Origin of the sequence: Noviherbaspirillum soli (assembly GCF_015352955.1) — a bacterium.
In the GTDB taxonomy this organism is placed as follows: Bacteria; Pseudomonadota; Gammaproteobacteria; order Burkholderiales; family Burkholderiaceae_D; genus Noviherbaspirillum_A; species Noviherbaspirillum_A soli.
This window is the reverse complement of sequence record NZ_JACYOX010000006.1, coordinates 22107-45660: the sequence shown is the minus strand read 5'-3', so window position 1 is coordinate 45660 and position 23554 is coordinate 22107. Positions and strand designations below refer to the sequence as shown.

Sequence of the window (23554 nt, the reverse complement as noted above, 5' to 3'; positions counted from 1 at the left end):
TTTGCCGCCGCTTACTGGGTGAACTGCGGCAGGCCTGGTTGCGGCGCCGGCGGTTGCGGCGGCAGCGCGGGTTGAACGGGCATGGGCTGCGTCTCGGGCGGCAGGCTTGGCTGCAGCGGATTGCGCGGCGGTATGCCATTGGCGCCCGGCGGCAGGTTCAGCAGGTCGCCATCCTTCAGGCGGCCGTTTTCCATCACCGGCACGATCGGCCTGCCGACGTTGGGCAGCACCGGCGAGTCGGGCTGCTTGGTCTGCAGCTGCTGGCCACGGATGTATTCGTAGCGGTCGCTTGCCACGTTCAGGTTCTGATCGGCGCTGCGGATCAGGGTCGGGCGCAGGAACACCATCAGGTTGGTCTTTTCGCGGCTGGTGTTCTGGTACTTGAACAGGTTGCCGACCACGGGAATGTCGCCCAGTCCAGGCACCTTTTCCGTGCCATTGCTGTTGCGGTCGTCGATCAGGCCGCCCAGTACGATGATCTCGCCATTGTCGACCAGCACATTGGTCTGGATCGCCCGCTTGGTGGTGATCAGACCCGAGACATTGTTCTTGGTTTCGTCGATGGCCGAGGTTTCCTGGTAGATCGCCATCTTCACCGTGCCGCCCTCCGAGACCTGCGGCTTGACCACCAGCGACAGGCCGATGTCCTTGCGCTCCACGGTCTGGAACGGGTTCACGCCGGCCGCGCCGCCGGACGCGGCGGTGGTGTACTGGCCGGTGACGAAGGGCACGTTCTGGCCGACGATGATGCGGGCTTCCTCGTTGTCCAGCGTGATCAGGTTGGGCATGGACAGGATGTTGGCATTGCCCTCGGTCTCCAGCGCGCGGGCAATCAGGCCCAGCGTCAGCTGGCCGGCCACCTGACGGAACACGCCGAGGTTCAGGCCGTTGCCCGGGGGCTGCACCGCCGTCGTGGCGCCGGTGGTGGTGCCGGCCAGGCGCGCCGCCGCCTGGGTGATCAGGTTGTTGCCGCCGCTGGAAAAACCGGTAATGGTGCCAACCCGGTAGGCGCTGTCGCCGTTGCCGGACAGGCCAGCCCACTGGATGCCGAATTCGGCGGCGCGCTTGGCGGTGACCTCGACGATCAGCGATTCGATGTAGACCTGGGCGCGGCGGGCGTCGAGCTGGTCGACCACGCTGCGCAGGTTGCGGTACACCGCCTCGCTGGCAGTGATGATCAGGGAATTGGTGGCGGGGTCGGCCTGGATGAAGCCGCCCGGGCCGCCGGTGGGCAGCGGGCCGCTGCCCTGGCCCTGGCCGGACTGGCCAAAGCCCATGCCGCCCTGGCCCAGTCCGGCCTGTCCCAGGCCGCCGCCGCCGGTCTGGCCGAGGCCGGCGCCGCTGGTGTTGGTGAGGGCCGGGTTGCTGGGCGTGGACGCGCCGCCGGTGTTGCCGGTCTGCAGGCCGGACGCCGACGGGTCCGAGGCCACCACTGCGCGCAGGGTCAGCGCCAGCTTGGTGGCTTCGGCGTTTTTCAGGTAGATCACATGCACGTTGCCGGGCATCGCGGTGGGCTGGTCGAGCTTGTCGACCAGGGAGCGCGCCAGCCGGGCGCGGGCCTCGGACGGCGCCCGGATGATAACCGAGTTGGTGCGGCTGTCCGCCAGCAGGCTGGTGCGGTCGCTGCCGCCGGCGACGCCCTGTCCGCCCGGCTGGCCGCCGGCGCTGCCGCCATCGAGCAGCCGGTTGACCATGGTGGCGATGTCGGTCGCGACCGCATGCCGGATCGGCAGCACGTCAAGATCTGCCGCGGCCGGCATGTCCAGCGAGGCGATGATGCGGCCCAGCCGGCGCAGGTTGTCGGCATAGTCGGTGATGACCAGGCTGTTGGTGCCGGGATTGGCATTGATGGTGTTGTTGGGCGAGATCAGCGGCCGCAGCACCGGCACCATGTTCACCGCCGATTCATAGTTGAGCTTGAAGACCTGGGTGGCGATCTGGTCGCCGCGCACCGCGCCGTCGCCGCCGCGGCCGGGCGTGGTCTGGATCGGGCCGGCCTGCAGCTTGGCATCGGCTTCCGGCACCACCTTGGTGAAGGGGCCGCTGGCCACGACCGTATAGCCCTGCAGGCGAAGCGCCGAACTGAGCAGCTGCATCGCCTGCGCCTTGGTTACCGGCTTTTCGGAAATCAGGCTGATCGTGCCCTTGACCCGCGGATCGATCAGGAAATTGGTGCCGGTGTAGTGCCCGACCGCCTTGACCACGGACTCGATGTCGGCGCCGACGAAATTGAGCACCGCCTCGTTGCGCGACGGGTCCTGCGCCCGCGCCGGCGCCATGCCGGCCAGCAGGCTCATCACGAGAGTGGCGGCGCCAGCGCGGCGCCAGGTTGCCTTGGTCGGCAGGCATTTTGCCAGTGGGAAAAGTTTTTTCATTTGAATTCGAGTGAGATGTAATCCTTGCCGCCTTGGGTACGACGTTGTCCCAGCAGATTCAACAGATTCGCCAGTCTTTGCTCTTGCCCCGGCTCCGCCTCGGCCCTGCCGGAAAACTGCATCCTGCCGCGGTCAAGCCGGCCGGCGCCGCTCAGCAGCAGCGGACCGTGCAGCGAGCTCAGCTGCAATTGCGCCTGCTGGCCGCGCCATTCCAGTGTCATTCGGTAAGCGCCCAGCGGCTTGATCGGCGACAGCCGGGATGCAATATCGTCGAGCGTCAGGCGCATTGTGCCGGTCATTGCCAGTTGCTGGCCCTGCCGCGCAATCTGCAGCTGCTGCCAGTCCAGCGTCATGCGTCCTGACGGCTGCAGCGTGTTGAGCGGTGCGCCGAGCGCCGTCAGGCGTTCGGCCGGCAGGCTGATGGCCGCCGCACTGATGGTCCAGGCGGTCCAGCCGCCGGTAATCTTCACCGGTTTCGACAGCGCCGCCGGATTGCTCAGTTCGGCATCCACCGTTCCCAGCACGACCAGCGGCGACAGCCGCCACGCGAAGCGGCCCGGCAGCAGCGGCGTCACCGCAGCGTCGGCGCCAGGCGCGCCGCCCAGAAAGGCCGATCCCTGCCACAACGTCCCCTGCGCATCGCCCAGCGAGAACCTGCCGCCGGTTTGCCGCTCCAGCAACACCGACATCCAGGCCGCGGGCAAAAAAGCCAGCATAGTCAAGAGGATAGCGAATGTTGCCGAAAGCAACCATACCACGGCCCTCAGCAATTTCCCGCCTTTTTGTGCGATTTCCGGTTTTCATTATCTGACGGCATGGACACTGTCTCTCGCTTATTGCGCCTTTTGCTGGCGCAAGGTCAGGCTGGCATTGACGATGTCCGGCGTCGGCTGGGCGGTGATGTTGGCCTCGGTCACCGTCAGCTGGAACGCGGCGCGCGCCTCGTTGAGCCATTCGTTGAGCGCGCTGAACGAGGCGCCCGCAAGCTGCAGGCGCACGATCTCGCCGGCAACCGAGGTGTTTTCGGCTTTCAGCCCGCGCCGCTGCAGCGCAGCCTCCAGCGTTTCGCGGCTCAGCGGCACGGCGGACGGCGCCGCGGCGGCGTCGCCCTGCGGCAGCATCACCGCCTCCTGGGTGAGGGCCTGCAGTTGCGCCACCTGCTGGCGCATTTCCGGCAGGCTGCGCTGGTAGCGCGCAATGCCTTCCTGCGCCGGGGAGACCAGCAGCAGGTAGACCAGTGCGGCCACGATCGCGGCCATGCCGGCCAGCAGGATGCGCTGCTCGCGCAGGTTGCGCTCGGCCCAGAAACGGGAAGCGGCCTGGCTCGCTTCGGTCATGCTTGTCTTCAGACTCATCTGCGCTGCCTCATTTTCCGGTCTTGACTTGCCACATCACCACGCCGGCCTGCTCCGGCGCGGCGGTCAGGGACAGATTGCGCCGCGCCAGCGCCGCGCTGACCGCATCGAACGGCACCTGCGCCTCGGGCTTGAGGCGGACGAACAGGCTGCGCTCGCGGTATTCCAGCCCGGCCAGCGTCGGCGGCGCGCCGCCCGGCGTGCGCGTCGCGGCGCTCTGCCACGCCTCGCCGAAGGCGGCGGCCAGCGCGCCGAAATCGTCCGGCGCGCCCTGGCCGGCATTGCGGCGGCCGGCGGCCACCTTCTGCCGGGTCTGGGCCAGCGGATCGACGATCACGGTCTCGTTCGGAAACGCTGCCTTGTAGATCTGCGTCATCGAAGCGCGCAGGCCGTCGTATTCCCGTTTCAGCCGTATCCATTCCAGGTTCAGCGGCACCAGGTTCACCGCCAGCAGCAGCACCGCCAGCGCCAGCGGCAGCCGCCACGGCTTCCAGTTCAGCTTGGGCCGGGCCGAGGCGCCCAGGCCGATCGCCAGGTCGATGTCGGCGCCGCCGGCGCCGGCGATCCACTGCTGCCAGCTGTCGGCCTGCACCGTGGCCAGTTCGGCCGCGCCCAATTCCGCCGCCGCCTGCTGGTAAGCCGGCACCCGCTCGCGCGGCACCCGCAGCAGCAGCGGTTGGCCGTGCGCCATCGCCAGCGCCGCGTCGACCGCCTCGCGCGCCGCGCTGGCCGGATGCTCGGGCAGGATCGCCACGCCCATGCCATCCTGCGCCGACAGGCGCAGCGTCAGTTCGATGTCGGCGTCCTGCTCCAGCACCACGCCCTGCACGGCGTCGGCCGCATGCGGCACGCACAGCTGGGCCGGCAGCGCCGAAATGCGCGCCATGCCGGAACCGAGCACGGTGCGCGTCATCAGTTCCAGCCAGGCGCGCTGCACCACCGCCACCGTGCGCAAGCCGTCGGCCAGCGCGCCGCCGATGACGATGCATTCGGCCGGATCGGTGATCAGCTGGTCTTCCACCAGGTTGGGCAGCGCGGCCCGCTGGCGCGCCGCCGACATCGGCGGCATCTGCACCCGCAGCATGGTGACGTCGCTGGCCGCCACCAGCAGCACCACGCGCTGCGCGCGCGCCACCAGCGCCGACACCTGCGACAGGGCAGCGACGCCCTCCTGCTCCAGAAGGCCGGACGGCGCTGCCAGCGCATACGGGCAGTCCAGCACTTCCCACTGGGCGGTGCTGTCGAAAGCTGCCTTGGACGGCAGGCGTAGATACAGTGTGCTCAAGGACTTCCTTCTAGTTTTCGCGTATCCATACCAGCTGGGTTTTCGCAGACGGGCCACGACCGTTGCGCTTCATCAGCGCCTGGATCTGCAATGCAGCCCGGTTCAGCTTTACCCGACCATTGACCAGAAAATAGTTTGAATAGACATCCAGATTACTGGAACCGACCGTCGGTATGCCCGGCAACTGGTTCGCAATCGTCTCCTTGCTGCGAAAGCTGGCGGTGGTTCTGGTTGCCACGATCACCGCCGCGTCCGACGTCGATATATTTTCGATCACCGCTGCCAGAACCTCCACTGGAGCGGTGTTGATATTCAGACTAGTTCCCCCCTGCGGCAGGAAGATTACCAGATTGCGCAGCTTCTCCACCGCTTCGGGCGTGAAGCCGGGTATGGCCAGCAGGTCCTCCACCTGGGTCATCGGCATCAGGCGCTGGCTGCCGACGGTAACCGTTGCCGTGCCCTGGTTGCCAGCGGCGCCGGCATTGGCATTGGTATTGGCGTTGGCGCGCGGCAACCCGGTCAGAGGGTCGATATCCTGCCCAGCCCCGGCCGCGCTGGCTGCAGGCAGCGGCTGCCTGGGCACGCTGGCCGCCACCATCGCCGCCGTATCCTGCGCCAGCGACGGGTTGAGCCGCTGGCTGGCCAGCAGGCGGGCGAAGATCTTCACTTCCTTTTCGACGATCTGGCCGTTCGGCGCCAGGTTGGTCAGGTTGTACAGCGACTGCGCATCGACCATCTGGCCCGACAGCGTGGCGTCGCTGCTCTCGGTATCGGCGCGGTTGTTTTCCACATACTGGTCCAGCCGGGTATCGAGCAGCGGCACCGCCCACGGCTGGTCGAGCGAATCGTAGTTGGAAAGGCGGGCGTTTTCCCGCAGGATCAGGCGCGCCCAGTCGAGCGCGCCGCGCAGTATCCATTGCTTCTGCAGCTGCAGGCGCTGGTTCTCGATCGAGCGCACCTGCACCTGCTGCTGCCAGAACAGGCTGGCCACGATGGTCACGGCCAGCGTGGTCAGCAGCAGCGCCGTCACCACCGCAACGCCGCGCTGCCGATAGTGATGTCGTCTACAGGCCATTGGGCACCACCTGGGTCAGCTTGATGATGCGCCGCTCGGGGCTGGCGGCATCGACCACGCTCACTTCCACCCGGCGGAACGCCGGATTGGGCGTGGCGAACACGCTTTCCTGGCAAACCAGCGCCAGCTCGCCCTGCGGACACTCGAAGCTGCGGTTGCCCAGCGGCGGCCACTCCTTGGCCATGCGGATCTGCGACAGCCGGTTCTCCGCCGACCAGGTCGCCATCAGCGACGCCCGCAGGTCGTTGCTGTTCTGGGTCAGGCTGCCGACCGCGCGCAGGCTTGCGCCCAGCGCGGTGCCGACGATGGCCAGCGCCACCAGCACTTCCAGCAGGGTGAAGCCGGCATGGCGCAGAAGCGCTGTGGTCGGGGCAGGCATCTCAGTCAACGGTAAAATGGCCGATGCCATCGGCGCGGATGGCCACGCTGGTATCGGCCAGCGCCAGCGTCAGCACGAAGGGCTGCTGCACCGGCTCGCGGCCGAACACGATGCGCAGCGGACCGGCATTGCCATCCGGCGGCGGGAACACCAGCAGGGTGACCGGCGCGCGCTTGAACTGGCGCGGGCGCAGCATGTCGTCCGCGCGCAGCGGCTGCCAGGTTTTTTCCTCGCGCTGCAGGAAGCGGTAGCCTTCGCCGTCGGCCTCGAAGGCGATCGGGCGGTCGCGCACGATGGCTTCGTCGCGCGCAAGCTGCAGCAGCAGCGCGATGCGCTGTGCGTCGTCTTTCAGGTTTTGCTGCGGGCCGGGCATGGCATTGAAGGACACGATGCCCAGCGTAATGCCGGCAATGACCAGCACCACCAGCAATTCAAGCAGTGTGAAGCCGCGCTGCGCGCGGCTGGCCCGGTGGAAGGTCAGAGATCCCACGACCCGATGTCGGCATCGTTGCCGGTGCCGCCTGGCTGGCCATCCGCGCCCAGCGAGAACACGTCGACTTCGCCGCGCAGGCCGGGGGAAAGGTACTGGTAGGGATTGCCCCAGGGGTCCTTGGGCAGCTTGTCGATGTAGCCGCCCTGCTTCCAGCCGTTGGCGGCCGGGCCGCTGGTGGGCTTGGTGACCAGCGCCTGCAGTCCCTGTTCGGTAGTCGGATAACGCTGATTGTCTAGCCGGTACAGCTTGAGCGATTGCATCAGCGTCGAAATGTCCTGGCGCGCCGCCATGATGCGGGCATCGTCGGTGCGGCCCATCAGCTTGGGCACCACCAGCGCGGCCAGGATGCCCATGATGACGACCACCACCATGATTTCGATCAGGGTGAAGCCGCGCGCCAGTGCGCGCCGGGAAACAGAAGCAGAAGACTTGAGCATGGATTCGGTTACGGGTGAGGAGAAATGAAAGTATAAGGGCAGTACCGGGGCGGCATGCAGAGAAAACAAGAAAATGACATAAAGAAATAGAACAGTAACAATTGCCGCAGCTGCGAGCACAGGCAATCATTCTTTCTTGCATCTTCTCTGACAGCAATAGTGGTAGCAAAGTGCCGCTGCTAGTTCAAAACGACTCGATCATGCGCAATGCCATCCGCGGACAGCAATGTAGGCTAGGGATTTTGCTTTGGGAGAACGTTTATGTCCCTGCCCCATGCCGCCTCTGGCGATTTGATCAACATCGCGCCGTTGGGCGATCAACTGGAAAGCGCGGTCTCCACCGCATTCCTGAAAACCGAGCACCTGGAACTGATGCGCCTGGTGCTGCAGGCGGGCAAGTCGATGGCCGAACACTGGGTGGAAGGCGATGTGACGCTGCAATGCCTGGAAGGCAGCATCGAACTGGAAGCCCACGGCAAGCGGCAGACAATGCGTCCTGGCCAGATGGTCTATCTTGCGCCCAAGGTGCCGCATGCGCTGCATGCCAGGGAAAACGCCTCGGTGCTGATGACGGTGCTGCTGAACCGGCCGGTCAATACCGGCGGCCCGTCCGGCAGCAAGCCGTAGAGCGCTTTCGGCCGGAGCAGCGCCGCTCAGCCCTGCTCCGGCTGCGGGTCGCGCGCCATCAGGCGGGCCACCATCGCATCCGGCGCATCGCCGTCGAACAGCACGCCGGCCACCGCGCTGGCGATCGGCATCTTCACGCCGTGCTGCGCCGCCAGCTCCCGCACCGCCCGGGCGCAGCGCACGCCTTCGGCCACATGGCCCAGTTCAGCCACGATGACGTCCAGCGGCTTGCCCTGCGCCAGGCCGAGGCCGACACGGCGGTTGCGCGACAGGTCGCCGGTGCAGGTGAGTATCAGGTCGCCCATGCCGGTCAAGCCCATGAAGGTTTCGGGACGGCCGCCGAGCGCCACGCCCAGCCTTGAGATTTCCACCAGCCCGCGGGTGATCAGCGCGGCGCGCGCATTCAGGCCCAGGCCCAGGCCGTCGACCACGCCGGTGGCGATCGCCAGGATGTTCTTGACTGCGCCGCCGACTTCCACGCCGACCACGTCGTCGGTGGAATACACCCGGATGGCGCCGCCGTGCAGCGCCGCCACCACCCGTTCGCACAGGTCGGCGTTGGCCGACGCCACCGTCAGCGCGCACGGCAGGCCTTGCGCGACTTCCTGGGCAAAGGAAGGCCCGGACAGCGCCGCGGCCGGCAGATCCGCGCCCAGCACCTCCCGTACCACCTGGTGCGGCAGCAGCCGGGTCTCCTCCTCGAAACCCTTGCACAGCCAGACGATATTCGGGATGGCGCAAGCCTGGAGCTGAATGGCCAGCGGCCGCAGGCCGGCCACCGAGGTGGCGACGACCAGCAGCGCATCGGGCGCGGCCACATGGGCCAGCGCCTCCGGCAGATCGCTGGAAAGCCGCAGCTGCGGCGGCAGCGCAAAACCGGGAAGATAATCGTGGTTCTCGCGCGCGGCGGCCATGCGGCCGATGGCTTCCCGGTTGCGTCCCCACAGCAGCACGTCATGGCGCGCCGCCAGCGACAATGCCAGCGCGGTGCCCCAGGCGCCAGCGCCCAATACCGTGATCTTCACGCTGACTCAGTCGCCCCAGATGTCGGCGGCGCGGATATAGCCGCCCTGGCCGTCGCGATGGCGCACCTTGACCCAGCCCGACGAAATCGGCTCGGCCAGTTCCAGCAGCACGCCCTTGTCGGCCGTAAACACTACCGCGCCGGCCTCATCGGCGCTGGCGCGGACCCTGGCGCCGGGCACGCTGACCACCACGTGGCGCCGGCTGTCCAGCGCCTTGGCTTCGATCCAGGACAGGTCGCCGGCGACATCGCGCACCTTGGTCCACTCGCCATAGCTCAGCACGACTTCCACCGGCATGCCGCGCGGCGCGACGAACATCTTGCGGCCGCGTTCGGATGGCGCGTCGTACAGGATGGCGGGCGCGGCGCCCACCGACTTGAACTCGGCCGCGCGCGCCGCTGGCGCCGCCAGCGTGGCGGCCAGGGCAGCCAGGGCAGCGGCGCAGGCAATACGGCGATTCATTGCAGTGCTCAGTGCTTGGCCTGCGAACCGTCCGGCATCACGATGCCGGCGCCGCCCGCCTGCTGACCCTGCTGACCCTGCTGCTCGGCCAGCGCCTGCAGGCGCTGCTGGTAGAACAGCTCGAAATTGATTTCCGACAGGTGCACCGGCGGGAAGCCGGCCCGGGTGATCAGGTCGGCGATGTTGGCGCGCAGGTATGGGTACACGATGTTCGGGCAACCGATGCCCAGCAGCGGGTCGAGCTGCTCGGCCGGGATGTTGCGGGCCTCGAAGATGCCGGCCTGCTTGCATTCGACCAGGAAGGCAACCTTGTCCTTGATCTTGGCGGTCACGGTGATGGTGACGGTGGACTCGAAGATGCCATCGGCCAGCGGCTCGGCGCCGACGTCGACCGCCACTTCCATGTTCGGCGCTTCCTGCTCGAGGAAGATGGTCGGGGAATTCGGCTGCTCGAGGGAGACATCCTTCAGGTAGACACGCTGGATCTGGAATACGGGTTGCAGGTTTTCGTCGGACATGGACTTCTTTCTGTGTATGAAGGTGGTTGCTTATTCGCCGCGCAGTAGCGGTTCGAGCTTGCCGGCGCGGTCGAGCGCGGACAGGTCGTCGAAGCCGCCGACATGGGTGTCGCCGATGTAGATCTGCGGCACGGTGCGACGGCCGGTTTTCTGCATCATGTGGTTTCGTTGTTCCGGATCGAGGTCGATGCGGACCTTTTCGATCTCGTCGACGCCCTTGGCTTTCAGGAGGCGTTCCGCCATCACGCAATAAGGGCAGACGCCGGTGCTGTACATGAGAACATGCGCTGTCATGATGTTGTTCCTTGATTATTTCGCGGTCGGCAGGCCCTGTGCCCGCCACGCGGCCAGGCCGCCATCGAGACTGTAGACTTCGGAAAAGCCGGCGCTCTTCAACTGGCTGGCCGCGCGGGCCGACTGCGCACCGGAGGAGCATACAACGATTACGGATTTCGATTTGAACTTGTCCAGTTCGCTGATGCGCGACTTCAAATCCTTCAGCGGGATGTGGCGGGCGTCGCGGATATGGCCGGCGGCGAATTCATCCTGGTCGCGGATGTCCAGGATCACGCCCTTGCCCTGGTTCAGCATTTGGGTGGCCTGCAGCAGCGAGACGCGCGCGCCGCCGCGCTGCAGGGTGGGCAGAAAGAGCGCGCCGCCGGATAACAGGGCCAGCGCGATCAGCCAGATATTGTCGATGAAGAATTTCACAAGCGTGCCGTCAGTAGGTGGAATCGGGAGGAAACCGGTTGGATTGGGATGGAACAGCCAAAAGAGCGCGACATTATAAAATAGAAGTCGGTTTACAATTCAAAACCTGCATTTGTCCGCATTTGCCCCCGATTTCCCCATAGACCATAGAAGCCCCATGTACAAAATCGTATTGATGCGCCACGGCGAATCCACCTGGAATCTGGAAAACCGTTTCACCGGCTGGACCGATGTCGACCTGACCGAGAAAGGCGCGGCCGAAGCGCGTCACGCCGGCAAGCTGCTCAAGGATGCCGGCCTGTCCTTCGACCTCGCCTATACCTCGGTCCTGAAGCGCGCCATCCGCACTTTGTGGATCACGCTCGACGAAATGGATTTGATGTGGCTGCCGGTGAAGAACGACTGGCGCCTGAACGAGCGCCACTACGGCGCGCTGCAGGGGCTGGACAAGGCCGAGACCGCCGCCAAGTACGGCGACCAGCAGGTGCTGGTATGGCGCCGCAGCTATGACACGCCGCCCAATCCGCTCGACGCCAGCGATCCGCGCGCTTCCTACAACGACCCGCGCTACGCCGGCCTGGAGCGCGAGCAGATCCCGCTGACCGAATGCCTGAAGGACACCGTGGCGCGCGTGATGCCGGCATGGGACGAGGAAATCGCGCCGGCCATCAAGGCAGGCAAGCGCATCATCATCTCGGCCCACGGCAACAGCCTGCGCGCGCTGATCAAGATGCTCGATGGCATCAGCGACGCCGACATCGTCGGCCTGAACGTGCCGAACGGCCAGCCGCTGGTGTACGAGCTCGATGCCGACCTCAAACCGATCCGCAGCTACTACCTCGGCGACGCCGACGCGATTGCCGCGGCAATGCAGGCGGTCGCCAGCCAGGGCAAGGCCAAGTAATCCTTCCCGAGACAATAAGTGACTGTTCAACGATGGCGCGGCGCAGCGCTGGGCCTGGCGCTGCTGTTGGCGGCCGGCCCGGGCGGCGCCGCCAAGCTGACCGAGCGCACCCGGCAGAAACAGGCCGCCGAGGCCGAACGCGCCGTGCTGCAGCAGAAGCTGACGGCATTGAAGCGCGACATCACCCGCACCGAGAGCGCCAAGGAAGATGCGGCCGATGCGCTGGCTGAATCCGAAGCGGCGATCTCCGACGCCAACCGGGCCCTGTACGACCTTGCCCGCGAGCAGAAGGACACGGCCGGCCGCATCGCCCGCCTGCAGAAGGAACTGGCGCAGCTGACGAAGGAAGTCGACGCCCAGAAGGCGCGGCTGTCACGGCTTTTGCGCCAGCAGCACATGGCCGGCGGCGAAGACCGCATCAAGCTGCTGCTGTCGGGCGACAATCCGAACCGCATCAACCGCGACCTGCAATACCTGGGCTATGTGTCGCAGGCGCAGGCCAGGCTGATCGAATCGCTACGCGCCGACGTGGCGGCGGTGGAAAAGAACAAGGCCGACACCCAGGACGCGAAGGAAGAACTGGATGAAATCGCGCTCGAGCAGCGCGACCAGAAAGCCCTGCTGGAGCGGGAAAAGGCCAAGCGCGCCACGCTGGTGGCGCAGCTGTCGAACAAGCTGGGCGAGCAGCGCAAGGAAGTCGGCAACGTCCAGCGCGACGAGCAGCGCCTGGGCGGCCTGGTCGACAAGCTGGCCAAGATGATCGAGGAACAGCGGCGCGCCGAAATCGCCGCCGAAAAGCGGCGACAGCAGCAACTCGCAGCGGCGGCGGCCGAGCGCGCGCGCCAGGAAAAGCTGCGCGAGCAGCAGGCGGCCGCAAGGCGGCAGCGGGAACAGCAGGCGCACAATGTTCCCAGGGGCAAACCGCTGCCGGGCAACAATCCGGATGCGATCGACGCCGACGAGAATCCCAACCTGGCTGCCAACAAGCGGGAACGGGAGCGTGCACTGCCGCCGCCCCCGCCTCCGGCGCCTCCGGCCGGCATCTTCCCGGCCTCCTTCCCCGCGCTGCGCGGCCAGATGGCGATGCCGGTGCATGGCGAGATCGCGGCACGTTTCGGCGGCGGCCGCGGCGACGGCCCGAGCTGGAAAGGTTTGTTCATCAAGGCCGCCGAAGGCGCCGAGGTCAAGGTAGTGGCCGGCGGCCGGGTCGTGTTCGCCGAATGGCTGCGCGGTTTCGGCAACCTGATCATCGTCGACCACGGCAGCCAGTACATGAGCATCTATGGCAATAACCAGTCGCTGCTGAAGCGGCCGGGCGATGCGGTCAGGGCCGGCGAGGTCATTGCCAGTGCAGGCAATAGCGGCGGCAACGAACAATCGGGTTTATACTTTGAGATGCGGCATCAGGGCCGCGCCTTCGATCCTCTCGGTTGGGTAACTTCCAGGTGACACATGAGCAGCAAATTCAAGAACTTCGGTCTTATTGGTCTGGGCATGCTTGCCGGCGTCGTCGGCTCGATGCAATTCGACGCGCTGGCGCAGAAGAATGCCGGCGCCCCGCTGCCGGTCGATGAACTGCGCCAGCTGGCCGACGTGTTCGGCCTGATCAAGTCCGATTATGTCGAGAACGTCGAAGACAAGAAGCTGCTGACCGAGGCCATTTCCGGCATGGTGGCATCGCTGGACCCGCATTCGGCCTACCTGGACAAGAAAGCCTTCAAGGAACTGCGTGAAGGCACCCAGGGCAAGTTCGTCGGCCTCGGCATCGAGGTCGGCATGGAGGACGGCTATGTCAAGGTCATCTCGCCGATCGAGGATTCGCCCGCCTACAAGGCCGGCCTGAAAGCAGGCGACCTGATCACCCGTCTTGACAGCACGCCGGTCAAGGGCATGACGCTGGATGAGGCCGTCAAGCGCATGCGCGGCGAGCCCAACACCAAGATCACGCTGACGGTGGCGCGCAAGGAAGAAGACAAGCCGGTGCTGATCACCATCGTGCGCCAGGAAATCCGGGTGCAGAGCGTCAAGTCCAAGCTGATCGAACCCGGCTATGCCTGGGTGCGGGTGTCGCAGTTCCAGGAGCCCACGGTGGAAGACATGGCCAGGAAGATCAGCGCCCTGTATGCCCAGGACCCCAACATCAAGGGCCTGGTGCTGGACCTGCGCAACGATCCGGGCGGCGTGCTGCCGGGCGCCATCGGCGTCTCCGCCGCCTTCCTGCCCAAGGACGTGGCAATCGTCTCGACCAATGGCCAGCTGCCGGATTCCAAGGCCACCTTCTATGCCCGGCGCGAATTCTATGGCACCCGCTCGCTGGGCGATCCGCTGTCCAGGCTGCCGGAGGCGGTGAAGAACGTGAAGATGGTGGTGCTGGTCAACTCCGGTTCGGCATCGGCGTCCGAGATCGTGGCCGGCGCACTGCAGGACTACAAGCGCGCCACCATCATGGGCAGCCAGACTTTTGGCAAGGGCTCGGTGCAGACCATCCGCCAGCTCTCCGCCGACACCGCGGTCAAGCTCACCACCGCCCGCTACTACACGCCCAACGGCCGCTCGATCCAGGCCCGCGGCATCGTGCCCGACCTGATGGTCGACGAAACCCCGGAAGGCGATGGCCTGAACAGCCTGCGCCTGCGCGAAGCCGACCTGACCAAGCACCTGACCAATGACAAGGACAAGGAAGCCGAGGTGCGCAACAAGGTCGACGAACTGGAGGAGGAACAGCGCCTGGCGGCGCTGGACAAGAAGCGCAAGCCGCTGGAGTTCGGCAGCAAGGACGACTTCCAGCTGGCGCAGGCGCTCAATCACCTGAAGGGCCTGCCGGTGCAGGTCGCCAAGGCCAAGGTCGTGGAGAGCAAGAAGGAACCCAGCATCAACGACCCGGAAGATCCGAAGAAGAACGACAGCAAGAAGTAATATCCGCAACAACCTCACGGGCCGCAGCGATGCGGCCTTGCTTTTTCAGGCCTGGCCCCATCCATGAACGACGAACAACTGCTGCGCTATTCCCGCCATATCCTGCTCGACCCGATCGGCATCGAGGGTCAGGAAAAACTGCTGGCCGGGCATGCGCTGGTGATCGGCGCCGGCGGGCTGGGTTCGCCCGCCGCGTTCTACCTCGCCTCCGCCGGCGTCGGCCGCATCACGCTGGTCGACAACGACACGGTGGACCTGACCAATCTTCAGCGGCAGATCCTGCATACCACCGACCGCGTCGGCCAGCCGAAGGCGCAGTCCGGCAAGCTGACCCTGGCGGGCATCAATCCCGAAGTGGAAGTGCTTGCCCTGACCGAGCGGCTGGAAGGCGAGCGGCTGCGCGCGTTGACGGCCGAGGCGGACGTGGTGCTGGACTGCAGCGACAATTTCGCCACCCGCCACGCGGTCAATGCCGCCTGTGTCGCGGCCGGCGTGCCGCTGGTGTCGGGTGCGGCCATCCGCTTCGATGGCCAGATCTCGGTATTTGACAGCAGCCGGCCGGACGCGCCCTGCTATGCCTGCCTGTTCCCGCCCGACCAGGAATTCGAGGAAGTCCAGTGCGCCACCATGGGCGTGTTCGCGCCGCTGGTGGGCATCATCGGCACCATGCAGGCGGCCGAGGCGCTGAAGCTGCTGGCCGGCCTGGGCGAGGCGCTGGCCGGCCGCCTGCTGCTGCTTGACGCGATGACCATGGAGTGGACCAGCATACGGATATCGCGCAACCCGGCCTGCCCGGTATGCGGCGCGCGGCATGCCGGCGCCTCAGCGTAGAACAAGACCCGTCAAATATTGCACGCATTCAACGCGCAGGCAAGATTGCGCGAAATAAAGGAATGTCCATCTTTGCAATAACGTTCCTCTGAAACGATGCTGCATATTTTATAATGCCCAGGGCTATTGCCTTTTGGCATGCATGTCACGCCTTCCCTTCCCTGGCCTCAATGGCACATGTACTTACAAGGAACCGCTATGCAAAATGAAACCGGCCGTCTGGGCGACATCATCATTGAACACCAGGAAAAACTGCTGGAAGGCTGGCTGGCTTCACTGATTTCCCGCATTAGCCGGCGCGATGCGCATGCCGAAGCCGAACTTCGCCAGCAGGCCAGCCGTTTCCTCAAGCTGGTGGGCACGACGCTGAGCAAGGCCGGCAGCACTGACATCGATTCGAGCGCCTGGCAGGAGGCGCGCCAGCTGTTGGGCGAAATCTCGGCCAACCGGGTGCGCCAGGGCTACAGTTCGATCGAAACCGCCAACTTCGTGTTTTCGCTGAAGGAGCCGCTGACCACCTATTTGCAGACCGAACTGTCGGGCGACCCGGTCACGCTGGTCAATGAAATCATGGCGACCAATTCGCTGTTCGACAAGCTGGGCCTGTTCACTGTCGAGTCTTACCAGAAATCCCGCGAACAGGTCATCATGCGCCAGCAGCAGGAACTGCTGGAACTGTCGACGCCGGTCGTGCAGCTTTGGAAAGACGTGCTGGCGCTGCCCCTGATCGGCACCCTGGACAGCGCCCGCACCCAGGTGGTGATGGAAAGCCTGCTGCAGAAAATCGTCGACACCGGCGCCTCGATTGCGATCATCGACATCACTGGCGTGCCAACCGTCGATACCCTGGTGGCGCAGCATCTGCTGAAAACCGTGGCGGCAGCGCGGCTGATGGGCGCGGACTGCATCATCAGCGGCATCCGGCCGCAAATTGCCCAGACCATCGTCCATCTTGGCGTGAACCTGGAAGACGTGATCACCAAGGCCACCCTGGCCGACGCCTTCCTGGTGGCGCTCCAGCGCGCCGGTTCCGTCATTGTCCAGAAAGACCGCTGAGGTTCGCATGGAGCGTATTCCAATATTGAAAATGGGCCAGTTGCTGCTGGTCACCATCCAGGTCGACATGCATGACCGGCTGGCAATGACGCTGCAGGACGACCTGACCACACGTATTGTGAAAGATCGTGCCAAGGGCGTGCTGATCGATATCTCCGCGCTCGATCTGGTAGATTCTTTTATCGGTCGGATGATCAATAACATTGCTGCAATGGCCAAAATTTTGGATGCGGACACGGTACTGGTCGGCATGCAGCCCGCAGTGGCGATCACCCTGGTCGAACTGGGCCTGACACTGGAAGGCGTGAAGACCGCCCTGAATGTCGAACGCGGCATGACCATGTTGAACCTGGGCAGTTTTTCATGAGGCTGACTGCATGCCGGATGCTGGCCTGCGGTCTGCACGAAAGGTAACGTCTTGATTGGCAACGACATCGATGTGAAGGTGGTTCCGCTGCGTGCGGACGAGGACGTGGTGCGCATGCGCCAGGTCTTGCGCGAGTGCCTGGTGTCCATCGGTTTTTCCCTGATCGAGCAAACCAAGATGATCACCGCGGCCAGCGAACTCGGGCGCAACACGCTGCGCTACGGCGGCGGCGGCGAGGCGCATATCGAGAAAGTGACCGATGGCGGCCGGCGCGGCGTCATCCTCAGCTTCATCGACCAGGGGCCTGGCATCGAGGATGTGAATCTGGCGCTGACGGATGGCTACACCACCGGCAACGGCATGGGCCTGGGACTGGGCGGCGCGCGCCGCCTGGCCGATGATTTCGAACTGACCACGGCGCCCGGCCAGGGCACGACGGTACGCATTGCGAAGTGGAAGCTGTTTTGAACTCCCTGGCACCCCAGACCATCCACCCGGTCACCGAGAGCAGCGGCATCGCCGCCGTGCGACGCGCCGGCAATACCCTGGCCGGCACGCTGGGCTTCAATGAAACCATGGCGGGCAAGGCGGCCCTGGTGATCACCGAGGCCGCCACCAACATCCTGAAGCATGCCGGCAGCGGCGACATCCTGCTGCGGCCGCTGGAGGGCGACGGCACGCGGGGCATGGAAATCCTGGCCATCGACAAGGGGCCGGGTTTCGCCAACCTGGACCTGGCCATGCGCGACGGCATGTCCACCGCCGGCAGTTATGGCGTGGGCCTGGGCGCGATGCGGCGGGTGGCCGATGAATTCGACCTCTACACCGACCGCGATCACGGCACCGTGCTGCGCATGGCGGTCTGGGCCGCCGCGCCGCCATCGACGCCATGGACGGTGGGCGCCGTCTGCCTGCCCCTGCCCAGCGAGCATGCATGCGGCGACGCCTGGGGCGCTGCCTGCAGGAATGCCGAGCTGTTGCTGATGGTGGCCGACGGCCTCGGCCATGGCCCGGAGGCAGCCCGCGCTTCCCAGGCAGCGGTGGCCCTGGTGGATGCGCAGGCAACCTTCGCGCCGGAAACGCTGCTGCAGCGCGCCCACATTGCCCTGCATGGCACGCGCGGCGCCGCGCTGGCGGTGGCCTGCCTGAATCCGGCCGAGGGCAGCCTGCGCTTTGCCGGCATCGGCAACATCAGCGTCTCGATGCATGCGGCAGGAACCTCCCGGCATCTGGTGTCGCACAATGGCATCGTGGGCAGCAATATGCGCAAGGTGCAGGAGTTCCGGATGGACTTCGGCGACGATGACCTCCTGATCATGCACAGTGACGGCCTGGCCACCCGCTGGGACCTGGAACGCTATCCCGGCCTGCTGCGGCATCATCCTTCCCTGATCGCCGCCGTCCTGTACCGCGATCATGCCCGCCACCGCGACGATGTCAGCGTGGTGGTGGCACACAGGAACCGGGAGTAGCCGCAGATGACCAAGCGCATCCTCACCGTGGGCATCCAGGCCGAGTTCGATGTCGTGGCCTGCCGGCAGCGCGCCCGCCAGATCGCGGCGCTGTGCGGCTTTGGCCTGCAGGACCAGGCGCGCATTGCCACGGCGGTGTCGGAAATCGCGCGCAATGTGTTCAACTATGCCGCGCCGGGCCGCGCGGAATTCCTGATCGAGGGCGAAACCGCGCCGCAGGTGCTGATCATCCGCATCGAAGACCATGGACCCGGCATCGCCGATCTCGAAGCCATCCTGGCGGGACAGTACAAGTCGCCGACCGGCATGGGCATGGGCCTCTTGGGCGCGCAGCGGCTGATGGACCGCTTCACGATCGATACCGGCCCCGGCGGCACGCTGGTGGAATTGAAGAAGCTCTTTCCGGCGCAGGCGCGCCTGCTCACGCCGGCGCTGATCGGCGACATCGGCGCGCGCCTGGCGGCCATGCCGGCCGAAGCCACGCTGACCGAAGTGCAGCAGCAGAACCGCGAACTGCTGTCCACGCTGGCCGAGCTCAAGGCGCGACAGGAAGAACTGCTGCAGCTCACGCGCGAACTGGAAGACACCAACCGCGGCGTGGTGGCGCTGTATGCCGAGCTCGATGAAAAGGCCGGCCACCTGCGCCGCGCCGACGAGATGAAGTCGCGCTTTTTGTCCAACATGAGCCATGAGTTCCGCACGCCGCTCAGTTCGATCCGGGCGCTGTCCAAGCTGCTGCTGGACCGGGTTGACGGCGAACTCACGGCGGAGCAGGAAAAGCAGGTCAACTTCATCCTGCGCGGCGCGGAAGACCTGTCGGAACTGGTCAATGACCTGCTCGACCTGGCCAAGATCGAAGCCGGCAAGATCGACATCCGCCCCGGCAAATTCGAAGTGGCCGAGCTGTTTTCGGCGCTGCGCGGCATGCTGCGCCCGCTGCTGGTCAGCGAATCGGTGCGGCTGGAATTCGATGACCCGGTCGGCGTGCCTGCCCTGTACACCGACGAGGCCAAGCTGTCGCAGATCCTGCGCAATTTCATTTCCAATGCGCTGAAGTTCACCGATGCCGGCGAAGTCAGGATCAGCGCCGCCGCCCTGCCGTCGGAGCAGTCGGTACGGCTGTCGGTCCGCGATACCGGCGTTGGCATCCCCGAGGAAAGCCAGCAGCTGGTGTTCGAGGAATTCACCCAGGTCGAGAACCGCATGCAGAAGCGGGTCAAGGGCACTGGCCTGGGCCTGCCGCTATGCCGCAAGCTGGCCGCGCTGCTGGGCGGGCGGGTCGAGCTGCAAAGCACGCTGGGCGAAGGGTCGACCTTTTCGGTGGTGCTGCCGGTGCATTATGCGGCGTTGCCGGCGCCGGCCGCGTCGCCAGCGGCCAGCTCCGGCAGCCAGGACGGCCAGCCCGATGGGCGGCGGCCGGTGCTGGTGGTGGAGGATGACGAATCCACCCGCCTGCTGTACGAGCGCTTCCTGCATGGCTCGGCATTCCGGCCGGTGCATGCGGCCAGCGTGCGGCAAGCCGAGGAACAGTGGCTGGTGCAGGAGCCGGCGGCGGTGCTGCTGGACATTAGCCTGAAGGGAGAAGAAACCTGGCGCTGGCTGGCAGACATCAAGAGCGACCAGCGCCGTGCGCGGGTGCCGGTGGTGCTGGCCACCCAGACCGACGACAAGCGCAAGGGCCTGGCGCTGGGCGCCGATGCCTATTACATCAAGCCGTTGTCACGACGGGAACTGCTGTCCACGCTGGACTACCTGACCGGCGCCGGCACACAGACAAACAAGGAGAGCCCGTTGTGAGGCGGCCGGCTTTATGAGTGCAAGCAAGCATGAATCCCTGGTGCTGAACGTCGACGACAACGACGGCGCCCGCTATGCCAAGACGCGCATCCTGACCCGCGCCGGACTGAAGGTGATCGAGGCCGCCAGCGGCGGTGAAGCCCTGCAGATGGCCAATGAACACCATCCTGACCTGGTGCTGCTGGACATGAAGCTGCCCGACATCCATGGCATGGAGGTATGCCGCATGCTCAAGCAGGATCCGGCCATGGGCTCGATCCTGGTGCTGCAGACCTCGGCGTCCTACCTGTCCAGCGCCGACAAGATCCGCGCCCTGGACGGCGGCGCCGACAACTACCTGTTCGAGCCGATCGAGCCGGAGGAACTGGTGGCCAATGTGAAGGCGCTGCTGCGCCTGGGCCGGGTGGAACGGCAACTGCGCGATGCCGACCGCCAGAAGGACGAGTTCCTGGCCACGCTCGCGCATGAGCTGCGCAATCCGCTGGGCCCGATACGCAATGCGGTCGAACTTCTGCGCCAGATCGGCAACGATGCGCCGCAGCAGCAGGAGCAGGCGCGCCAGACCATCATCCGCCAGACCAACCACCTGGTGCGCCTGGTCGACGACCTGCTGGATGTCTCGCGCATCAACCAGGGCAAGATCACCCTGCGGCGCGAGCCAACCGAACTGGCGGCCTTCATCGGCACCGCGCTGGAAACCGTGCAGCCGATCATGGCGTCGCGCCAGCATGCGCTATCGGTCACCCTGCCGCCGCAGAGCGTCACGCTGCATGGCGACAATGTGCGGCTGGCCCAGATCATCGGCAACCTGCTGCACAATGCCGCCAAGTTCACCCCGGTGGGCGGCCAGGTCACGCTGACCGCCGCGCTCGAAGGCGACGTGCTGGTGATACGCATTGCCGACAACGGCATCGGCATCGCGCCCGACAATGCGGCGCGCATCTTCGACCTGTTCGCCCAGGCCCAGCATGTGTCCGACCGGGTCCAGGATGGCCTCGGCATCGGCCTGTCGCTGGTGAGGAAACTGGTCGAGCTGCACGGCGGCACGGTCACTGTCAGCAGCCGGGGCGAAGGACAGGGCAGCACCTTCGAGGTCAGGTTGCCGGTGATGGCGAGCGCCCCGCTGCCGGCGCCGGCGACAGCGGCCGCTGAGTCCAGCGCCCTGCATGGTCAACGCATCCTGGTGGTGGACGACAGCGCCGACTCCGCCGCCATGCTGTGCGCGCTGCTGGAGATCAATGGCCACACGGTTGCCACCAGCAATACCGGCAAGGACGCGATCGCCACCGCGGCCAGCTTCCGGCCTGACACCGTTTTCCTGGACATCGGCCTGCCCGACATGACCGGCTATGAAGTGGCGTCGACCCTGCGCGGCATGCCCGAAACAGCCAGGGCAACGCTGGTGGCGCTGACCGGTTACGGCCAGCAGAAGGACAAGAAGGATGCGATGGCGGCCGGCTTCGACCATCACCTGGTCAAGCCGATCAATTTCGATGCGCTGATGGCGCTGACCTCGCGCAAGCCCCCGGCCTGAGGCAGCCTCCCAGGCTGCCGGCGCAGGCATTGAACCCGCGCCGGCGCCGCCACTCCAAACAGCAGGCCCATTTCCCTCTCCCGAATGCATGCCCACGCTGTCCCGTCTCATTGGCCGCCTCGCGCTCGCCGTGCTGGTGCTGTTCCTGCTGTTCCTGGCGGAGGCGCCGCTGAAGATGGCCTGGTACGCTGCCCGGCTGGCGGCGATGCCGGCGCCGCAGTCGCTGGCCATGCCGGTCGACGGCGTGCATCGGGCCGCGTTGCGCGACAACTGGCATGCGCCGCGCGACGGCGGCGCCCGGCGCCATGAGGGCCTGGACATCTTCGCGCCGCGCGGCCGCCCGGTACGGTCCGCCACCGAAGGCATCGTGCTGGATGTGGGCAACAACCGTCTCGGGGGGCAGGTGGTGTGGGTGCTCGGACCGGGCGGGCAGCGGCATTACTATGCCCATCTCGACCGCTTTTCCGACGTGCGCCGCGGGCAGCGGGTCGCCAGCGGCAATGTGCTGGGTTATGTCGGCACCACCGGCAATGCGCGCGGCACGCCGCCGCATCTGCATTACGGCGTCTACACCAATGCCGGCGCCATCAATCCCTATCCCCTGCTGGTAAGGCACGCGCAGGCACGGGCGCCGGCTCATGCCTCAGCCGGCTGAAGCGCGTTGGCCGGCGCGGCCGGGCTGGCGTCATGGAACGCATGGCGGCCCTTGCCGCTGCTCTTGGCTGTGTACATCGCGAGGTCGGCATTGCGCAGCAGGGGAGCGGCGCAGGTGCCGTCCTGCGGATACAGGCTGATGCCGATCGAGGCCTGGGTTCGGCAGCATTGGCGGTCGTTCAGCAGGAAGTCTTCCGCCAGGGTGTTGTTGATGCGGCGGGCGATCTGGACGATCTCGGCATGATCCGCCTGCGCCAGGACGATGACGAACTCATCGCCGCCAAGGCGCGCCAGCTTGTCTTCCGTTCGAACCGCGGCGGCCAGCCGGCCGGCGGCTGCCACCAGCAGCGCATCGCCGGCATCATGGCCGAAGGTGTCGTTGACTGATTTGAAATTGTCGAGGTCGATGAACAGAACAGCCAGGCTGGAAGCGTTGGCAGCGGCCGACTCGATTGCACGGGGCAGGAAATTCGTGAGCCAGAGACGGTTGGGCAAGCCGGTCAGCGCGTCCACGTGGGCCATTTTCATCAGGACGTCCTGATTCGCCCTGGTCTCGGAGACGTCGCGCAGAAGGATGACCAGGCCGGCATCGGCGCGCAGCAGACGCCGGTGCAGGCAGATGCGCTGGCCGTTACGCGTGGTTTCCAGTTCTTCCTCGTGCGATCCGGCGGCCATCGCATGACTGCATGCCTGGACCAGGCCGGCAATCCCTTCGCTGTCGCGCAGTTCGCCCAGCCGCCTTCCCAGCAGGTCGCACCTGGCCAGGCCGGCGTGTTCGGCGCCGCGCTCATTGCAGTCCTGAATGATGAAATCAGTGAAGCGGCCGCCGTGCTGCCGTACCGGAAGAAGGATCAGCAAGCCTTCCTTGCCGGCGTCCATGGCTTTCAGGCAGGCGCCGCGCATTTGCTCGGCAAGCTGCCTGCGCTTGTCCAGACGCACCGCCAGCGCCATGCCGCCCAGCCCCAGGGCGAAAAGCAGCATGTTGGCGATGAACAGATGCTGGTGCACCAGTTCCCGGTACCGCGCCAGCATCGCCGACGCGGGAGAGGTCGCCTTGCCAGGCGGATTGCCGGTTTCCGGTTCCGGCCCGAGTGCCGCTTCCGCATCGCTGAGCGCCGCATTGTTGATGTCCCACCATTGCAGACTGAGCCAGAGGGCCATGCCAGCCAGGCCGCATGCCAGCGGCCAAACCAGTGTGGCCATGGCCGGGCCCGGCGAGTGCCTGGAACTGACGCGTTGGCCGCCGGGATGCGTGGCGACAAGGCGGGGAAAGGGGGCTGA

General features: G+C 66.0%; 26 protein-coding genes. 12 read left to right on the top strand and 14 right to left on the bottom strand.

The window, feature by feature from the left end; translation table 11 throughout:
* Positions 1–11: 11 nt before the first annotated feature.
* The 8 genes from gspD to gspG form a co-directional block, all read right to left on the bottom strand.
* Complete coding sequence (gene gspD / locus IGW04_RS07390) at positions 12–2375, bottom strand: type II secretion system secretin GspD (protein ID WP_194712419.1); 2364 nt, start codon at positions 2373–2375, stop codon at positions 12–14.
* The gene (locus IGW04_RS07385) at positions 2372–3091 is read right to left on the bottom strand and encodes a type II secretion system protein N (RefSeq protein WP_228526912.1); all 720 of its coding nucleotides are present in this window, start codon (positions 3089–3091) and stop codon (positions 2372–2374) included. The genes gspD and IGW04_RS07385 overlap by 4 nt, the downstream gene beginning before the upstream one ends.
* 117 nt (positions 3092–3208) lie before the next feature.
* A complete protein-coding gene (gene gspM / locus IGW04_RS07380; protein ID WP_194712417.1) occupies positions 3209–3730 on the bottom strand; it encodes a type II secretion system protein GspM in 522 nt (173 codons plus the stop codon).
* Positions 3731–3740: 10 nt separating this feature from the next.
* A complete protein-coding gene (gene gspL / locus IGW04_RS07375) occupies positions 3741–5015 on the bottom strand; it encodes a type II secretion system protein GspL (RefSeq protein WP_194712416.1) in 1275 nt (424 codons plus the stop codon).
* Between the two features lie 10 nt (positions 5016–5025).
* The gene (gene gspK, locus IGW04_RS07370; protein ID WP_194712415.1) at positions 5026–6090 is read right to left on the bottom strand and encodes a type II secretion system minor pseudopilin GspK; all 1065 of its coding nucleotides are present in this window, start codon (positions 6088–6090) and stop codon (positions 5026–5028) included.
* Positions 6080–6469 carry a type II secretion system minor pseudopilin GspI gene (gene gspI, locus IGW04_RS07365; RefSeq protein WP_194712414.1) on the bottom strand — a complete coding sequence of 130 codons (390 nt, stop codon included), beginning with the start codon at positions 6467–6469 and terminating at the stop codon, positions 6080–6082. Before gspI ends, gspK begins: the two co-directional genes overlap by 11 nt.
* Before the next feature lies 1 nt (position 6470).
* A complete protein-coding gene (gene gspH, locus IGW04_RS07360) occupies positions 6471–6959 on the bottom strand; it encodes a type II secretion system minor pseudopilin GspH (protein WP_323744826.1) in 489 nt (162 codons plus the stop codon).
* Positions 6947–7399, bottom strand: a complete 453-nt coding sequence (gspG, locus tag IGW04_RS07355) for a type II secretion system major pseudopilin GspG (protein ID WP_194712413.1) — start codon at positions 7397–7399, stop codon at positions 6947–6949. The genes gspH and gspG overlap by 13 nt, the downstream gene beginning before the upstream one ends.
* 261 nt (positions 7400–7660) lie before the next feature.
* Between gspG and IGW04_RS07350 the strand changes: the two genes are divergently transcribed.
* Positions 7661–8026, top strand: coding sequence for a cupin domain-containing protein (locus IGW04_RS07350; RefSeq protein ID WP_194712412.1), 366 nt, complete (start codon positions 7661–7663; stop codon positions 8024–8026).
* Positions 8027–8052: 26 nt separating this feature from the next.
* Here the strand turns inward: IGW04_RS07350 and IGW04_RS07345 are convergent, their stop codons facing one another.
* From IGW04_RS07345 to IGW04_RS07325, 5 genes are read right to left on the bottom strand one after another with little or no spacing between them, the layout of a single operon-like run.
* On the bottom strand, positions 8053–9051 hold the full coding sequence (locus IGW04_RS07345; RefSeq protein WP_194712411.1) for an NAD(P)H-dependent glycerol-3-phosphate dehydrogenase: 999 nt from the start codon (positions 9049–9051) through the stop codon (positions 8053–8055).
* A 6-nt stretch (positions 9052–9057) separates the two neighbouring features.
* On the bottom strand, positions 9058–9513 hold the full coding sequence (locus tag IGW04_RS07340; RefSeq protein WP_194712410.1) for an SH3 domain-containing protein: 456 nt from the start codon (positions 9511–9513) through the stop codon (positions 9058–9060).
* Positions 9514–9521: 8 nt separating this feature from the next.
* On the bottom strand, positions 9522–10031 hold the full coding sequence (gene secB, locus IGW04_RS07335) for a protein-export chaperone SecB (RefSeq protein WP_194712409.1): 510 nt from the start codon (positions 10029–10031) through the stop codon (positions 9522–9524).
* Between the two features lie 30 nt (positions 10032–10061).
* Complete coding sequence (gene grxC / locus IGW04_RS07330; RefSeq protein WP_194712408.1) at positions 10062–10325, bottom strand: glutaredoxin 3; 264 nt, start codon at positions 10323–10325, stop codon at positions 10062–10064.
* Positions 10326–10340: 15 nt separating this feature from the next.
* The gene (locus IGW04_RS07325) at positions 10341–10742 is read right to left on the bottom strand and encodes a rhodanese-like domain-containing protein (RefSeq protein WP_194712407.1); all 402 of its coding nucleotides are present in this window, start codon (positions 10740–10742) and stop codon (positions 10341–10343) included.
* Positions 10743–10899: 157 nt separating this feature from the next.
* On the opposite strand from IGW04_RS07325, the gene gpmA reads away from it, so the two are divergent.
* From gpmA to IGW04_RS07270, 11 genes are all read left to right on the top strand, one after another.
* The gene (gene gpmA / locus IGW04_RS07320) at positions 10900–11646 is read left to right on the top strand and encodes a 2,3-diphosphoglycerate-dependent phosphoglycerate mutase (RefSeq protein WP_194712406.1); all 747 of its coding nucleotides are present in this window, start codon (positions 10900–10902) and stop codon (positions 11644–11646) included.
* A gap of 18 nt (positions 11647–11664) precedes the next feature.
* A complete protein-coding gene (locus IGW04_RS07315; RefSeq protein WP_194712405.1) occupies positions 11665–13095 on the top strand; it encodes a murein hydrolase activator EnvC family protein in 1431 nt (476 codons plus the stop codon).
* A 3-nt stretch (positions 13096–13098) separates the two neighbouring features.
* Positions 13099–14562, top strand: coding sequence for a S41 family peptidase (locus tag IGW04_RS07310; RefSeq protein ID WP_194712404.1), 1464 nt, complete (start codon positions 13099–13101; stop codon positions 14560–14562).
* Positions 14563–14625: 63 nt separating this feature from the next.
* A complete protein-coding gene (locus IGW04_RS07305; protein WP_194712403.1) occupies positions 14626–15393 on the top strand; it encodes a HesA/MoeB/ThiF family protein in 768 nt (255 codons plus the stop codon).
* Positions 15394–15591: 198 nt separating this feature from the next.
* Positions 15592–16449: an STAS domain-containing protein gene (locus IGW04_RS07300; protein WP_194712402.1), complete on the top strand. Its 858-nt coding sequence runs from the start codon at positions 15592–15594 to the stop codon at positions 16447–16449.
* Positions 16450–16456: 7 nt separating this feature from the next.
* Positions 16457–16816, top strand: a complete 360-nt coding sequence (locus IGW04_RS07295) for an STAS domain-containing protein (RefSeq protein WP_194712401.1) — start codon at positions 16457–16459, stop codon at positions 16814–16816.
* 114 nt (positions 16817–16930) lie between these two features.
* Positions 16931–17284 carry an anti-sigma regulatory factor gene (locus IGW04_RS07290; protein WP_194712503.1) on the top strand — a complete coding sequence of 118 codons (354 nt, stop codon included), beginning with the start codon at positions 16931–16933 and terminating at the stop codon, positions 17282–17284.
* Positions 17281–18288 (top strand): ATP-binding SpoIIE family protein phosphatase, encoded by a 1008-nt coding sequence (locus IGW04_RS07285; RefSeq protein ID WP_228526911.1) that lies wholly within the window; start codon positions 17281–17283, stop codon positions 18286–18288. The genes IGW04_RS07290 and IGW04_RS07285 overlap by 4 nt, the downstream gene beginning before the upstream one ends.
* Positions 18289–18294: 6 nt before the next feature.
* The gene (locus IGW04_RS07280) at positions 18295–20085 is read left to right on the top strand and encodes an ATP-binding protein (protein WP_194712399.1); all 1791 of its coding nucleotides are present in this window, start codon (positions 18295–18297) and stop codon (positions 20083–20085) included.
* Between the two features lie 13 nt (positions 20086–20098).
* Positions 20099–21619 carry an ATP-binding response regulator gene (locus tag IGW04_RS07275; protein WP_194712398.1) on the top strand — a complete coding sequence of 507 codons (1521 nt, stop codon included), beginning with the start codon at positions 20099–20101 and terminating at the stop codon, positions 21617–21619.
* A gap of 88 nt (positions 21620–21707) precedes the next feature.
* A complete protein-coding gene (locus IGW04_RS07270; protein ID WP_194712397.1) occupies positions 21708–22274 on the top strand; it encodes a M23 family metallopeptidase in 567 nt (188 codons plus the stop codon).
* Here IGW04_RS07270 and IGW04_RS26115 read toward each other — a convergent pair.
* The gene (locus IGW04_RS26115; RefSeq protein ID WP_194712396.1) at positions 22256–23476 is read right to left on the bottom strand and encodes a diguanylate cyclase; all 1221 of its coding nucleotides are present in this window, start codon (positions 23474–23476) and stop codon (positions 22256–22258) included. The genes IGW04_RS07270 and IGW04_RS26115 overlap by 19 nt on opposite strands.
* Positions 23477–23554 lie beyond the last annotated feature (78 nt).

Coding starts and splice junctions, on each gene's coding strand:
- gspM (WP_194712417.1), bottom strand. CDS start 3,730: ATGAGTCTGAAGACAAGCATGACCGAAGCGAGCCAGGCCGCTTCCCGT.
- IGW04_RS07305 (WP_194712403.1), top strand. CDS start 14,626: ATGAACGACGAACAACTGCTGCGCTATTCCCGCCATATCCTGCTCGAC.
- gspK (WP_194712415.1), bottom strand. CDS start 6,090: ATGGCCTGTAGACGACATCACTATCGGCAGCGCGGCGTTGCGGTGGTG.
- IGW04_RS07280 (WP_194712399.1), top strand. CDS start 18,295: ATGACCAAGCGCATCCTCACCGTGGGCATCCAGGCCGAGTTCGATGTC.
- gspI (WP_194712414.1), bottom strand. CDS start 6,469: ATGCCTGCCCCGACCACAGCGCTTCTGCGCCATGCCGGCTTCACCCTG.
- IGW04_RS07350 (WP_194712412.1), top strand. CDS start 7,661: ATGTCCCTGCCCCATGCCGCCTCTGGCGATTTGATCAACATCGCGCCG.
- grxC (WP_194712408.1), bottom strand. CDS start 10,325: ATGACAGCGCATGTTCTCATGTACAGCACCGGCGTCTGCCCTTATTGC.
- IGW04_RS07300 (WP_194712402.1), top strand. CDS start 15,592: ATGCAAAATGAAACCGGCCGTCTGGGCGACATCATCATTGAACACCAG.
- IGW04_RS07310 (WP_194712404.1), top strand. CDS start 13,099: ATGAGCAGCAAATTCAAGAACTTCGGTCTTATTGGTCTGGGCATGCTT.
- IGW04_RS26115 (WP_194712396.1), bottom strand. CDS start 23,476: ATGGCCACACTGGTTTGGCCGCTGGCATGCGGCCTGGCTGGCATGGCC.
- IGW04_RS07385 (WP_228526912.1), bottom strand. CDS start 3,091: ATGCTGGCTTTTTTGCCCGCGGCCTGGATGTCGGTGTTGCTGGAGCGG.
- IGW04_RS07270 (WP_194712397.1), top strand. CDS start 21,708: ATGCCCACGCTGTCCCGTCTCATTGGCCGCCTCGCGCTCGCCGTGCTG.
- secB (WP_194712409.1), bottom strand. CDS start 10,031: ATGTCCGACGAAAACCTGCAACCCGTATTCCAGATCCAGCGTGTCTAC.
- IGW04_RS07275 (WP_194712398.1), top strand. CDS start 20,099: ATGAGTGCAAGCAAGCATGAATCCCTGGTGCTGAACGTCGACGACAAC.
- gpmA (WP_194712406.1), top strand. CDS start 10,900: ATGTACAAAATCGTATTGATGCGCCACGGCGAATCCACCTGGAATCTG.
- gspG (WP_194712413.1), bottom strand. CDS start 7,399: ATGCTCAAGTCTTCTGCTTCTGTTTCCCGGCGCGCACTGGCGCGCGGC.
- IGW04_RS07290 (WP_194712503.1), top strand. CDS start 16,931: ATGCGCCAGGTCTTGCGCGAGTGCCTGGTGTCCATCGGTTTTTCCCTG.
- gspD (WP_194712419.1), bottom strand. CDS start 2,375: ATGAAAAAACTTTTCCCACTGGCAAAATGCCTGCCGACCAAGGCAACC.
- IGW04_RS07295 (WP_194712401.1), top strand. CDS start 16,457: ATGGAGCGTATTCCAATATTGAAAATGGGCCAGTTGCTGCTGGTCACC.
- IGW04_RS07340 (WP_194712410.1), bottom strand. CDS start 9,513: ATGAATCGCCGTATTGCCTGCGCCGCTGCCCTGGCTGCCCTGGCCGCC.